Here is a 14,024-nt window from a genome sequence, read left to right as displayed (position 1 = left end):
AATAGCAAAGTATTGGCAATGGAGGATCAGGTGTTCGGTATCAATAAAATAACTTATCTAAAATTAGAAATTATTAACCTACTTGAAAAACAATCTGACTTTATTTCAAGTTCAAAATTAACCGAAATTCTTAAATTATCAAGTCAATCAACAATAAAAAAGGTTTGTCAGGAATTACAAAACGATATTGAAAAATTATACCCTGCTAATCAATTTGAAATGATTATTAATCAACGTTACGGCATTAAATTCAATCGAAATAATCAGGTTAGTAACTTAAAACTAATTGAATTCATAATCAGTAGCGATCTCGCATATGAAATTATTCAAGAAATTTGCTTAAAGCGTAATGTCAGTACAACACAATTTTGTCTTGAAAAACACGTCAGTCTTTCTCAACTCAGAAGAAAAATAAAAGAAATTAATGATTCACTAAAAAAGTTTGAGCTTCATATCTCAATTGCAACAAATATGAAAATTATTGGCAATGAATTTAAAATAAGAACATTATTTTTCAATATCTTATTTTTAGTTCATCGAAAAATAACGAATTTAAGGTGGGTTGTCAACCAAGAAGAATATCTGGTTCAAACGCGTAAAATCTTTAATTACTTAGATTTAAAGATTAATGATGCCTATATTGATGCAATTGCCATTTCTTATTTTATTAATTCAATTTCAATTAAAAATAATCATTATTTAGATCAAACTATTGAAAATAATTTTTATTTTAAAGAAATAAAGGTTAAAGAAAAACCTGAATTTTTAAAGCATTGGTCAAATTCCGAATGGAAATTTATGATACTCTCAATCTTTATTTCTGACCCTTCTACCATTGATTCAGTTATCAAATTAGCACCGCTTGAGGAAATTTCAATGCCTATTAATGCATTGAAATGGATTAAAATATTTGAAGCTGAGGTATCAAAAATCAATCCAGCTCAAAAAAATATAATTTACTTTCGTTTCTATAAGCATCTAGTTGCTAAGCAGGTACTCCAATTGAGTGATTATCTTTTGAGTTTTTCTCATCCATTCGATTATGATTTTATAGAAAAAAATTATCCACTTTTTGTTAAAAAATTCAATCAAATATGGCAAATATTTAGTCAACAGGCTGATGACTATTTCTTAAGTAATTATTTCAAAGCAGAATGTATGATTTTAAGCTTTACCCTTTTACCACAGCAAACATATTTTCCTAAAATTAAATTATATTTATACTCAGAATATACAGCACCCTTTAATACCTACGTTCAGGAACAAATTAGGACCTATTTCAGTAACCGCTTTAATCTTGAATTTGTTGAAAATCAAAGGTCTGCTCAAATTATAATTAGTACAGAGGACGATCTAAATTTACAGCTACCTTCAAAAATACCTGTTATTTCAATTAATTTATATGTACTGAAAAAAGATTTAAAGGCAATAGAAAAACAATTGATTATTACTGTTGAAAATGATTATAATCCAACCTATTTATAATTATTTAGTCTGAAATTTAATCCTAATATTCTGAAGTATGGTCTAGCCATACTTCAGAATATAGACAAAGTATACTTTCAAAATATGCTTTGTCTTTTTGGCTCTACAATAAATTGGACCAATCAATATTTCGAGCCATTCATTATCGGTCTAATTCGTAATTGTTTCTCGAAAAGAATACCAATTTCACAAAAAATGACAGCCTTCAAAGCAGTTTTGAACGACGCAAAAGCAGCAAAAAAAGTGCTGCCACATAATCTAGACAAGCACTCGATTATATTTCAGCTATTTGTCTACATTAATAAAAGTTTAATTGTAAAAAAAAGGTAAAATTACTGTATTTTATCAAATAATGTTCTAAACTTATGTATAAGAGGGTAATTTGGATAAATTTTATGCTTAACAGGCTAAAAGTAACATAACTATAATTAATATTAGGAGAAAAAATGACTCAGGGAAAATTCGGTTTAATCGATATTGGTTCCAATACAATCAGACTCGTTATTTTTAAAATTAACAATTTTCAAAGGATGCATCAGCTGCAAAACGTTAAGGTAACAGCTAGACTTTCTCAGTATCTGGACAACGATAAAATAATGTCCGAAAAGGGAATTGACGCTTTAATCAATACCCTGCATAGCTTTAAAATTATTCTAAAGGAATATGAGGTCAGCAAATTTTATCCAATTGCAACAGCAGCAATTAGACAAGCAAAAAATAACATTAATATTACTGAGCGGGTCAAAAAAGAAACCGGTATTGAATTAATCATCTTATCTGAAGAGGAGGAGGCAACTTACGGACAATACGCAATTACCCATTCTACCAAAGTAAAGACTGGTATTACAATTGATATCGGTGGCGGTAGCACTGAATTAACCTATTTTAAAAATAAAGAATCTGTTCACTTTATTAGCTTACCTTTTGGCGCAGTCACATTAAAAAATATGTTTTTCGCCAACAAAGCACATAATGATGAGAAAGCAATTCGTAAAACCGAAACATTTTTACAGGAACAGTTTCAAGATATTAGTTGGCTAAAAAAAAGTCAGCTACCGCTAATTGCAATTGGAGGCAGTGCTCGTAATATTGTCAATGTTCACCAGCAAATGATTAATTATCCAATAGCTGGCAATCATGAATACGAAATGTCCAAGGATGAATTAAAAGATGTACTGAATCTTTTCAGGTCACTTAGCTTTTCTGAATTACAAAATTTGGACGGCTTAAGTAGAGATCGTGCCGATATCATTTCAGTTGCCAGCTTAGTATTTATCAATCTATATAAGGTAATCGAGGCTCAGGAATTTATTTTCTGTAATAAGGGACTTAGGGAAGGCTATATGATTACAAAGATTAATCAGGATTTCCCAGATGCTTATTCAACCGACCACATCGCTGATGAGTCAATTCTCCGTCTTGGTCAATCTTATGGCGTTAGCCCTAGCGTAGCTAAGCAGCGAGTTGCTGTTACCCAAGAGGTTGCAAAGCAATTAAGTGAAAATGACTTTTTACCACCTAACAAAAATTGGGCAAAAATTCTAGCCTATAGTGCTCAGCTTTATTATCTCGGTCAGTATGTAGAAAGCGAGGCAGCATCTCAGCACACTTTTTATCTAATTTCAAATTCTAATCTAAACGGCTTAACTCATCGCGAACGGGTCGCAATTGCTTTATTAGCAAGCTACAAAAATAAATCCATGCTTAAGCAATATTTAAATAATTTCCCAGAGTGGTTTTCAAATGCGGAAATCAAGTGGCTGCAAACAGCTGGGGGTCTAATTAAATTTAGTGATACCTTAACTGCTTCTCATATCAATCAAATCCATAAGATTATACTCAATCAGGACGACAAAAAACAATACACCTTAACTGTCTACTACACAGGTGATATCCTAATTGAATCATATCGCGCAAATCGTCAGAAAAAACATCTTGAAAGCCTACTTAACGGCTCGGTTAATATAATATTTACAAAAAATTAGCATTTTAATAATAATATTCCGTTATGATTTAATAGCAAGTATCAATCAAATAGATGGAGTGAGCAAAATGTCGCATAAAGAAAAAGCATTACCAATTCCGTATTTTAATCGTGAGCTAACCTGGCTCGATTTCAATCAAAGAGTCTTATTAGAAGCGATCAATGAATCAACGCCACTTCTTGAAAAATTAAATTTTTTATCAATTGCTAGCTCAAACCTAGATGAATTTTTTAGAATTCGCGTGGGGGGACTACATACTAGGGTTCGCATGAACTATCTAAAGGTTGATTCAAAAACTGGACTTGGACCTGTTGAATTACTTTCAGAAATTTCTAAAAAAAATCATAATCAGGTTGACTTTCAGTATCAGACCTTTCGCCAGCTAGTGGATTTACTAAGCATCTATCAAATCCAATTTCAAGCTGTTGAAGGTCTATCGGATGCTTTAAAGGATCAGGTTTCGCAAATTTTCGACCGCGATTTATTTCCTGTTCTGTCACCCTTCGGCATTGATGCATATCGCCCCTTCCCGCACATTAAGGATGGGGCAATCCATATTTATATCGCACTAGAATATGAGGGTCTGGAGCATATTGCAATTTTACCGATTCCAAGCCTTGTTGAACGCTTCTTTGTCTTAGAAGAAAGTGACCAGCGTGTGATTGTCTTAACCGAGGATATTATTACCCACCATATTGATAAAATTTTTTCTGGTTACAAAATTAAAGCAAGCTTCCTTTTTAGAATTATTCGTGATGCAGATTTAAGCATCCAAGAAGATGATGTCGAAGATTTGCTTGAAGTAATGGAGGATTATGTCGTTGAAAGGAAAAAGGGTGGCGCATCTAGAATTGAAGTATCCAGTAGCCTCCCAAACGAAACACTTCGACTCTATACTGATGCCCTTTTAGAAGAATTAGATCTTAACCATAAGGACTATTATTTTATCAAGGGACCACTGGATTTGACCTTTTTAAGAAAGCTAACCAGTCTATTAAAGCCATATTTTCCAGAACTCGCCTATCCAAGTTTCCATGGCTATACTGATGCTAATTTAAATGGAGAAATGCTTTATCGTAAAATCGATCAAACGGATTTATTCTTCCATCATCCATATGATTCCTTTACACCAATTGTTAATTTTCTTGAAGCGGCAGCAAGCGACCCCGACACAATTGCAATTAAACAAACACTGTATCGAGTAAGTAAAAATTCACCTGTTGTTGCTGCCCTAAAAAAAGCAGCCGAAGCTGGAAAACAGGTAACCGTATTAGTTGAATTAAAAGCCCGCTTTGACGAGGAAAACAACGTTTTCTGGGCAAAAGAACTTGAAGCAGCCGGTTGTTATGTATTTTATGGCGTCAGCAACCTCAAAACGCATAGTAAAGTTGCCCTAATCGTTAAGAAAAAAAATCAGCAGATTAAAAGATATGTCCACCTTGCAACTGGTAACTATAATGAAATTACTGCAAATATATATACTGACATGGGAATATTAACCTCTAATGCTGAGATGGTTGAAGATGTCACAAATTTCTTCAATTATATCAGCGGCTATTCAGAAGAACCACATTTTAACCACATTGTGATTTCACCACATAATATTCGTCAAAGCTTGATTGAGCATATTGATGCTGAAATCGCCTTACATCATCAATATCAAAATGGACATATTATTATGAAAGCCAATGCGCTAACCGATCGGGCGTTAATTGAAAAGCTTTATGAAGCTAGCAATGCAGGTGTCAAAATTGATTTAATCATTCGTGGTGCTTGCTGTCTAAGACCTAATTTAGCTGGTTACAGTGAAAATATTCGCGTTATCAGTATTGTTGGTCGCTTCCTTGAACACAGCCGAATTTATTATTTTAAGCACAACGGTGAAGAGCGCATTTATCTTTCTTCAGCAGATATGATGACGAGAAATATGGATGAGCGCATCGAAATTTCATTTCCAATCTTAAATCAAGATATTAAGCAGGAAATCATCCAAGCATTAACAATTTGGCTGGCCGATAATAATGAAGCCCACCAATTACATGCTGATGGTCAATATCAACGCATTACCTCAGATAATCAGCAAACTAATGCACAAGAAAAATTTATGACACTTGCAATTGAAAAAAAAGATAAGCTTTTAATAGCGAGCACTAAACGAGCACCATTTTTTAAAAGAATTCAAAATCGTTTAAAAAATATTGGGCAAAATAGTTAATTTAAAAAGAGACCTAATTGATGGTCTACCCAGACAGTCGACAAATTGGCTCTGTAATAGAAGCGATGGAACAAAAGACGTTTAACGACGTAGAAAATATGCTAAATTGCCTCGTAAAACAAGGTGCTTACTCTTTCTGATTAAAACTGTGAAAAATAGACGAGTCATTCGTTTATTCAGTCAGACGCTTTCTGTCTGACCGGATGACGTATCTATTTGAACAGTTTTGAGAGAGAAAGCCTGTAAACCAAAGTGCTTCCTCTCTCTGATTAAAACTGTGAAAAATAGACGAGTCATTCGTTTATTCGATCAGACGCTTTCTGTCTGACCGGATGACGTATCTATTTGAACAGTTTTGAGAGAGAAAGCCTATAATTTACGAACAATACGAAGGGGGGTTAGGACTTTTTGTCCCAGCCTCTTTTTTTCTCTTAAAATGATAAAAATGGTATGGCTTCCTAAAATGAAATCACACTTCTATTTGCAGATAATCTAATATTTTGGGAAAACAATACCAATTTCACAATAAATCAGCGATGAAGCCTGGAATCTGGATTTGTTTCCGAGAAACATCAGGCAATCCGCATGACATAAAGTGTGGCGCATAATTTAGAAGTATTTCCAAAGCTATAGCAGCCAGTTCAGCTTGAACACCACTACACTAATAAGGCAGTCATCCGAAGATAACCGCCTAACAGCCCTATTGAACATTTTAGTTAAATCAGTTCAATTTGACATTGAACCAATAAATGATTAAAGTTTGAAATAAAGGTAATCCTTGATTTCTTTTTTTAATTAATTTTAAATTCTTTAGCTACTATTGACTATTTTGCTCGAATCACTTCGATTTGATAGCCATCTGGATCCTTAATAAAGTAATACGATGGGGCTGTGCCGGGTAGGCCTTTTAAATCAGTAACCTCATAACCACTAGTTAAATGTAGCTGATGCTGATGTTCTAAATCCTCAACTGCAATCGCAATATGACCGTAGCCATTACCTAAATCATAACCATCGCTTTCATAATTATAAGTCAATTCAAGTTCATAATTATCATTAGGCAAGGTTAAATAAACCAAGGTAAATTTTTGCTCTGGAAAATCTCGTCTTCTAGCCTCTGAAAAACCAAATGCTGCCTGATAAAAGGTGAGTGAAGCCTCTAAATTCTTTACACGATAACATGTATGTGCCATTTTCATAACTATATTCCTCCATTATTGAACAATTCTACAATGCTCATTATACCATTTAACTTTGGACATCTCTATTTCAGATGTCTTGAAAATGCGCGTTCATACTGTTTTGGTACAAAATGACTATCTTTTAATTGATCAGCCATTGCTAACGCCCAATATGGATTGCGCAGCATACCTCGTCCAACAGCGATCAAATCGGCCGCTTCATTACCAATGACTGCATTTGCTAGCTGATAATCTGACAATTTGCCTACTGCAATTACTGGAATATCAAATCTTTCTTTATAAGCTTGGGCAAATGGTACCTGATATCCGGCATGCACACCGGGCTGACCACCGCTACCAATTGGTCCCTCGCCACCAGAGCTAATATGAAACACATCTACACCAGCAGCAAGATAATCCGCCGAAAAATCAAGACTTTCTGATAGACCATATCCATTTTCAACATATTCAATCGCTGAAATCCGCATAATTAATGGCATTGAGCTGGGTAATTCCTGCTTAACTCTAGCAACTACTTGGCTACCAAATAACGACAATTTCTGACCATAAATATCTTTTCGATGATTAGTATAACGAGATTGAAATTGATGAATTAAATAACCATGTGCCCCATGAATTTCAATTGTATCAACACCAGCTGCCACAGCACGACGAGCTGCCTGACCAAATTTTTCAACCATAGCTTCAATTTCTGACGTCGATAGTTCTCTTGGTATTTTTGAAGCATCATCATAGGCAATTGGTGAAGCAGATACAGGTACTTGGGCATCTAATGCCTTACGACCCGCATGAGCAATTTGAATCCCAACTTTTGCACCATATTGATGGCAAGCAGCTACGATTTTTTTAATGCCAGCAATTTGCTGATCCGACCATAAGCCTAAATCATGGTTTGTAATACGACCATCGGGCTCAATATCTGTCATTTCAATGATAATTAGACCGGCCCCACCAACAGCACGAGAAGCATAATGCTGGAGATGCCAGTCCGTTACTTGACCATCCTCTGCTAGCGAGGAATACTGACACATCGGTGGCATCACAATCCTATTTTTTAATTTTAAGCCCTTTATTTGCAACTCATCTACTATGCTTACCATTCCTAGCCTCCTAAAATATTCAAAAATTACTTCTACTTTAATTCAGTGCTTATCTTATTATTAATTATTTAATTTATAATGACAAATATTTGCTTTTATAAGTTTACAGTTGTAAACTAATGATGTGGATTAATAAGGAGGACAAAAATGAAAAATAAGAAGAAGGTACAGAATACAGGACAGCAGCATAAAGAAATGCAGCATCACAGCCATATGTCTGAAATGGATGCAAGCTCAATGAGCGACAGCAGCTCTATGCAGCATAATCATATGTCACACCAAGGTGAGGACCACCAAGCGATGGATCACTCAATGATGCATATGGGCAACTTAAAACTAAAATTTGTCATCTCACTTATTTTAGCAATTCCAATTATTCTATTATCACCCATGATGGGTATTAATTTACCCTTCTCAATTAGCTTTAACGGCTCTGAATGGCTCGTTTTAATTTTAGCAACAATTCTTTATTTTTATGGTGGCATGCCATTTTTATCAGGCGCAAAAATGGAGCTCTCAATGAAAAAGCCTGCAATGATGACCCTAATTGCGCTAGGTATTTCCGTTTCCTATTTTTATAGCCTCTATGCCTTTATTCAAAATAATATATTGGTACATAGCCAGCATGTTATGGATTTCTTCTGGGAGCTTGCTACTCTAATTGTTATCATGCTATTAGGACATTGGATAGAAATGAATGCTGTTGCCAAAGCTGGCAATGCTGTTCAAAAAATTGCAGCCTTACTACCAAATGAGGCAAAGCTAATTGATGCTCATGACAATATTACTAAGGTACCTTTAAAGGCTGTTAAGGCTGGACAGAAACTATTGGTCTCGGCAGGAGATAAGGTGCCAACTGACGGCATTATTACTTCTGGCACTACCACCATTAATGAAGCAATGGTAACCGGAGAAGCAAAAGCAATTGAAAAGCAGTCAGGAGATAAGGTTATCGGTGGCTCAACAAATGGTTCAGGCACCATCACGATTAAGGTCACAGCGACAGGTGAAGCTGGTTATTTATCACAAGTGATGCAGCTTGTGAAAAATGCTCAAAAGGATAAATCCAAAATGGAATCTCTCTCTGATAAGGTGGCTAAATACTTATTTTATATAGCCGTTTCAGTTGGGCTTATTACTTTTATTGCTTGGCTATTAATTGATCGAAACGTCAACACAGCCTTAGAGCGCATGGTAACCGTGCTAATCATTGCTTGCCCACATGCACTTGGGCTCGCTATTCCACTTGTGACCGCTCGCTCAACCTCACTCGGTGCTCAAAATGGCTTATTAATTAAAAATCGGAAGGCACTGGAACAAGCCTCAAAAGTAAATATGGTCATGATGGATAAAACAGGAACTTTAACCGAAGGTGAATTTAGTGTCACGGCTTATCAAAGCTTTAATCAAAATTATCACCGCAAAGAGCTATTAGCATTAATGGCAGCCTTGGAAAAAGGCAGTGCACACCCACTTGCCCTTGGCATTATTCGAAAGGCAGAGCAGTTAAATTTAAATATTCCAACTGCAGAAAATTTAAAGAATATCGCTGGAGTCGGAATTTCTGGTCAAGTTAACGGTCAGGAAATGAAAATTGTTAACGCACGCTATCTAAAACAAAATAACATTGAATACAATCAAGCAGCTATCGAAGCTTTAGCTGAAAAGGGAAATTCAATTAGTTTCTTACTGGTAGGCAAGCAGGCAATTGGGCTGGTTGCACAAGGGGACGAAATCAAGCCTGAAGCCAAGCAAACAATTTATCAATTTAATAAAATGGGCATTAAGCCCGTCATGCTGACCGGTGATAATGCCAGTGCTGCCAAAAAAATAGCAGATTTAATTGGAATTGATACATTTGAAGCAGAATTAAAGCCCGAAGACAAGGAAAAAATTGTGCACCAATATCAAGACAAGGGCAATGTCGTTATGATGGTAGGTGACGGTATCAACGATGCACCGAGCCTCGTTAGAGCAAACATTGGTATTGCAATTGGCGCCGGAACGGATATCGCCGTAGATTCTGCCGACGTCATTTTAGTCAAAAGTAATCCTCATGATATCGTTCAATTCCTAAAATTAGCAAAGCACACCACTTCAAAAATGAAACAAAATCTTTGGTGGGGAGCTGGCTATAATATCATTGCGATTCCATTGGCTGCAGGGATTCTTGCTTTCGCCGGCATTGTGCTCAGTCCAGCATTAGGCGCAATTCTAATGTCCTTAAGTACGATTATCGTGGCAATTAATGCCTTATTACTACGTATTGACTAAAATAATAAAAAATAAACGACCACCCCAAAAATACATTTCTGGTGGTCGTTTTGCTTTTTAATTTTCAACACTATCTGTACTAATAATTGGCTGTGCACCCTTATCTGAAATAATTGAAACTAATAAATTATTAACTAATTGTACCTTGGCATCTGGAGAAAGCTCAAGCTTACCAGAATTTTCCATTTGCTCAATCGCCGATTGAGTCATTGAAACTGCCCCCTCTACAATTAATTGACGAGCACTTAAAACAGCCTTAGCCTGTTGCTTTTGCAGCATCGCACCAGCAATTTCCGTTGCATATGCTAAATGACTGATTCGGACATCTATCACCTCGACACCTGCTACCTCTAAACGCTCCTGTAGCTCCTGTGAAAGCTCCTTAGAGATATCCTCGACATTTGAACGAAGTGTAATTTCAGCATCATCATTTGAGTCATATGGATATTTTGTTGCAACATGTCGCACTGCTGTCTCACTTTGGATTTCAACAAAGGAATCATAATAATCAACATCAAACAATGCCTTAGCTGTATTAACTACCTTAAAAACCACTACTGCAGCAATATCAATTGGATTACCATCAATATCATTAACCTTTAAGGTATTCGTACTGAAATTCCGTACCTTGAGTGAGATCACACGTTTATTAGTCAAAGGTACCGTCATAAATAATCCGTTAGAACGAATTGTTCCTAGATATTTCCCAAAAAATGTTAGTACTTTTGCTTGATTCGGTGAGACGACCGTCATAGAAGTCAAAAAGAGATAAGCAATCAGTAATAGTACAATTCCAATAATTATCTTAGTTACTTCTGGCTGATAATCATCAGCGGCTCCCATAATAATAGAATAAATACCATAAAGAGTGATTAATAATAAGATTATTAAACCTAGATAACCATTAACCTTCCAAACTTTTTTCTCCTGCATTCCAATAACCTCCTGATTTAAATAAATAGATTGCCTATTCATTAGTATACGACGATTAGCGTATGAATGTCATTTAAAAGCAATTAATCTAAATTATCATATTCCCGACTCGCTTTTTTGACCACTTTATATAAAACAAACATTGCAAGAATATTTGGAATAATCATTAAGCCATTAAATAAATCAGCCATACTCCAAACAAATTCAACCTTTAAGCTACTGCCGATTGCAATAAAAATTGCCACTAAGACCGCATAAACCGGTACCGCCTTCTTACCAAATAAATATTTAACATTGGCCTCGCCAAAAAAATACCAGCCAATCAGTGTTGCATAAGCAAATAAGGCAACACAAATTGCAATAAATGGATAGCCAAAACTACCTAGAGTAAGCGAATAAGCATATTGAGTCAATTCAATACCGTCTAAAAAAGCACCATCCTTGGTTACACCCAAGGAATCAGTTGTTAAAATAACAAAAACTGTCATTGGCAACAGAATAATTGTATCAATAAAAACACCCATCATCGCAACCAAGCCCTGCTTAGCTGGATGTGAAACTCGTGCTAGTGCATGGGCGTGTGGCGTCGAGCCCATCCCTGCTTCGTGCGTGAACAAGCCACGAGCAATCCCAAAGCGGATACTCTCTTTAATACCAACTCCTAAAACGCCACCTAAAACTGCTTCAGGCTTAAATGCACCCACAAAAATATCAGTAAGAGCAGCAGGAATTTGGCGAAAATTAATAGCAACAACAATGATTGAAATTACAGCAAAAAAAACAGCCATTATTGGGACTACTTTCTCAGTAACCGCCGCAACACGTTGTGTGCCACCTAAAAAAACATATAAACTGGCTAAGCCTAGAATAATACCAGTAATAATAGGTGAAATACCAAATGCAGCTTGCATCGCTTGACCGACTGAATTTGATTGCACCATATTTCCCATAAAACCAAGCGCTAAAATTAATAATACCGAAAAAATAATTGCCGAATAACGACCAAGTCGGCCCTTAAAAGCGGCTTTAATATAATAAACTGGACCACCCACAATTTCATTACCACGCTTCTCACGGTAGGTTTGCGCAAGCGTAGCTTCTGCATAAATAATTGCCATACCCAAAAGTGCGCTCACCCACATCCAAAGAACAGAGCCTGGACCACCTAAGACCATAGCTGTCGCTACACCAGCTAAATTTCCTGTCCCAATCTGTGCAGCAATCGAAGTCATTAACGATTGAAAGGAGGTCATTCCTTCTTCACCTGCTTTTGCACCTCTGAAGCTAATGTTACCGAAAGTTAATTTAAAGCTCTCCCTTAGCTTACGAAATTGAACAAATCTTGTTTGAAATGAAAAGAAAAGTCCCGCAAAAATTAATAAAGCAATGATAATATAATCCCATAAAAAGTCACGGATTAAATTGATAAATTCCATAAATACCTAACCTTTCAAAATAATAATTCAGCCATAAAAATTATGACTATTAATAACGATTGTATCATAATTGAGCTTAATTTATTAAGCAAATTTAATAATTTTATTTTAAAATAGAATAATGCAGCTCATTTTATAATATTTTATTTTTATATAAATAAAATATTTTTATCTATTATCAGTACACAGCTTATGCTATATTATCGATATAAAACATTTTTAATAATTTTTCTATAATAAAATCAACTTACTTTATAATTATTTATTATTATGTTTTAAATAAAATAAAAAGGAAGTATTATGAAACAAAGAAAAGTATTATTTGGGATTATAACGGCATTTTTATCATTTTTAATTGTAAGTGGTTGTGGCGATACGCAAGCAAAAAATCCGACAAATCAAAGCACAGCCAGTACTAAGAAAGCAAAAACAAATTATCAAGCGAAGCTATCTAAGGTCATTGACGGAGAAAGTGCCATATTCAATTATAATCAAAAAAAGACAGCAGTCAGATTTCTATTGATTGATACACCAGAAGCTGCAGCGAACCAACCTTTTTCAAATGAGGCGAAGGTAAGAAGTGAAAACTTAATCAAAGCAGCAAAGGAAATTAAAGTTGAATATGATCATGGTCAGCATCAGGACGAACAAAAAAATGATTTGATGTATGTTTGGTTAGACGGTAAGTTATTACAGGAGACTTTAGTCAAAGAAGGTCTAGCACGCGTTAAAGCAGACGATAAAAACAACAATACACAGCTTAAGCTACTCCAAGAAGTTCAATCTAAAGCAAAAGCTGAAAAAATTGGTATCTGGAGTGTTGATGGCTACACTACTGATAATGGCTTTGATGTTACAGTCTACAATGCCGCTAAGGAAAAAGAAGCGTTAATAGAAACAGCAACAGCGGCAGTCAACCAGGTAGAAGCTAATCAAACGCGTGAGAACTATAATGTAGCAATCAGTGCCGTTCAAGCTATTCCTAATGGAAATACTGGATTAGCTGCTCGCTTATCGACTATTAACGATGCCATCACAGCAAGAGAGCAAGAGGTCGAAAAACAAAGAATCGTAGCTCAGCAGCAGGCGCAAGAAGCGGCGATCGAAGCACAAAGGCAGACACCGCAGCAAGCTAGCTCAGATGAAGTGCAATATGTTGATGCCAATGGACAGGGTACTATTAAAGGCAGCAGCAGTGGTATCTACCATGTTCCTGGCAGCACCTATTACGCTCGAACAACTAAACCTGTCGCCATGTTCAAAACCATTTCAGAGGCCGAGCAAGCTGGCTATCGAGCACCCGAAAAATAATAAGCTTTCGTTTAACATTCCACCTATCATGTCAAATCGCTATCAAAATAAAGCTACAATCACTCTTCCAAATTTGTCATGAT

At 35.7% G+C, this 14,024-nt stretch carries 9 protein-coding genes; 5 read left to right on the top strand and 4 right to left on the bottom strand.

Annotated features, from left to right (window positions below; genetic code table 11):
* The first annotated feature begins 30 nt into the window (after positions 1–30).
* From HOY35_RS00685 to ppk1, 3 genes are all read left to right on the top strand, one after another.
* The gene (locus tag HOY35_RS00685) at positions 31–1,485 is read left to right on the top strand and encodes a helix-turn-helix domain-containing protein (protein ID WP_172210099.1); all 1,455 of its coding nucleotides are present in this window, start codon (positions 31–33) and stop codon (positions 1,483–1,485) included.
* A 446-nt stretch (positions 1,486–1,931) separates the two neighbouring features.
* Positions 1,932–3,470 carry a Ppx/GppA family phosphatase gene (locus HOY35_RS00680; protein ID WP_172210098.1) on the top strand — a complete coding sequence of 513 codons (1,539 nt, stop codon included), beginning with the start codon at positions 1,932–1,934 and terminating at the stop codon, positions 3,468–3,470.
* A gap of 67 nt (positions 3,471–3,537) precedes the next feature.
* Positions 3,538–5,685 carry a polyphosphate kinase 1 gene (gene ppk1 / locus HOY35_RS00675; protein ID WP_172210097.1) on the top strand — a complete coding sequence of 716 codons (2,148 nt, stop codon included), beginning with the start codon at positions 3,538–3,540 and terminating at the stop codon, positions 5,683–5,685.
* A gap of 824 nt (positions 5,686–6,509) precedes the next feature.
* Here the strand turns inward: ppk1 and HOY35_RS00670 are convergent.
* Both HOY35_RS00670 and HOY35_RS00665 read right to left on the bottom strand, forming a co-directional pair.
* Entirely contained in the window at positions 6,510–6,884 is a 375-nt protein-coding gene (locus tag HOY35_RS00670; RefSeq protein ID WP_172210096.1) for a VOC family protein, read from the bottom strand.
* A 65-nt stretch (positions 6,885–6,949) separates the two neighbouring features.
* Positions 6,950–7,987 (bottom strand): NADPH dehydrogenase, encoded by a 1,038-nt coding sequence (locus HOY35_RS00665; RefSeq protein ID WP_172210095.1) that lies wholly within the window; start codon positions 7,985–7,987, stop codon positions 6,950–6,952.
* A gap of 255 nt (positions 7,988–8,242) precedes the next feature.
* Between HOY35_RS00665 and HOY35_RS00660 the strand changes: the two genes are divergently transcribed.
* Positions 8,243–10,261, top strand: coding sequence for a heavy metal translocating P-type ATPase (locus HOY35_RS00660; protein WP_283770034.1), 2,019 nt, complete (start codon positions 8,243–8,245; stop codon positions 10,259–10,261).
* 57 nt (positions 10,262–10,318) lie between these two features.
* On the opposite strand, the gene HOY35_RS00655 is transcribed toward HOY35_RS00660, so the two are convergent.
* Positions 10,319–11,194: an SPFH domain-containing protein gene (locus HOY35_RS00655; protein WP_172210094.1), complete on the bottom strand. Its 876-nt coding sequence runs from the start codon at positions 11,192–11,194 to the stop codon at positions 10,319–10,321.
* A gap of 83 nt (positions 11,195–11,277) precedes the next feature.
* A complete protein-coding gene (locus tag HOY35_RS00650) occupies positions 11,278–12,630 on the bottom strand; it encodes a sodium:alanine symporter family protein (protein WP_172210093.1) in 1,353 nt (450 codons plus the stop codon).
* 300 nt (positions 12,631–12,930) lie between these two features.
* Here HOY35_RS00650 and HOY35_RS00645 point away from each other — a divergent pair, with 300 nt between their 5' ends.
* Entirely contained in the window at positions 12,931–13,941 is a 1,011-nt protein-coding gene (locus HOY35_RS00645) for a thermonuclease family protein (protein ID WP_172210092.1), read from the top strand.
* The last annotated feature ends 83 nt before the right edge of the window (positions 13,942–14,024 follow it).

This window comes from Enterococcus sp. MMGLQ5-1 (assembly GCF_013155265.1).
Lineage (GTDB): Bacteria > Bacillota > Bacilli > Lactobacillales > Streptococcaceae > MMGLQ5-1.
The sequence above is the reverse complement of the archived record's forward strand: the minus strand, read 5'-3'. Positions and strand labels throughout refer to the sequence as shown.

What these genes read in the sequence shown, in the direction of transcription:
- HOY35_RS00680 (WP_172210098.1), top strand. Translation starts at nt 1,932, where the DNA reads ATGACTCAGGGAAAATTCGGTTTAATCGATATTGGTTCCAATACAATC.
- ppk1 (WP_172210097.1), top strand. Translation starts at nt 3,538, where the DNA reads ATGTCGCATAAAGAAAAAGCATTACCAATTCCGTATTTTAATCGTGAG.
- HOY35_RS00670 (WP_172210096.1), bottom strand. Translation starts at nt 6,884, where the DNA reads ATGAAAATGGCACATACATGTTATCGTGTAAAGAATTTAGAGGCTTCA.
- HOY35_RS00665 (WP_172210095.1), bottom strand. Translation starts at nt 7,987, where the DNA reads ATGGTAAGCATAGTAGATGAGTTGCAAATAAAGGGCTTAAAATTAAAA.
- HOY35_RS00660 (WP_283770034.1), top strand. Translation starts at nt 8,243, where the DNA reads ATGCAGCATAATCATATGTCACACCAAGGTGAGGACCACCAAGCGATG.
- HOY35_RS00655 (WP_172210094.1), bottom strand. Translation starts at nt 11,194, where the DNA reads ATGCAGGAGAAAAAAGTTTGGAAGGTTAATGGTTATCTAGGTTTAATA.
- HOY35_RS00650 (WP_172210093.1), bottom strand. Translation starts at nt 12,630, where the DNA reads ATGGAATTTATCAATTTAATCCGTGACTTTTTATGGGATTATATTATC.
- HOY35_RS00645 (WP_172210092.1), top strand. Translation starts at nt 12,931, where the DNA reads ATGAAACAAAGAAAAGTATTATTTGGGATTATAACGGCATTTTTATCA.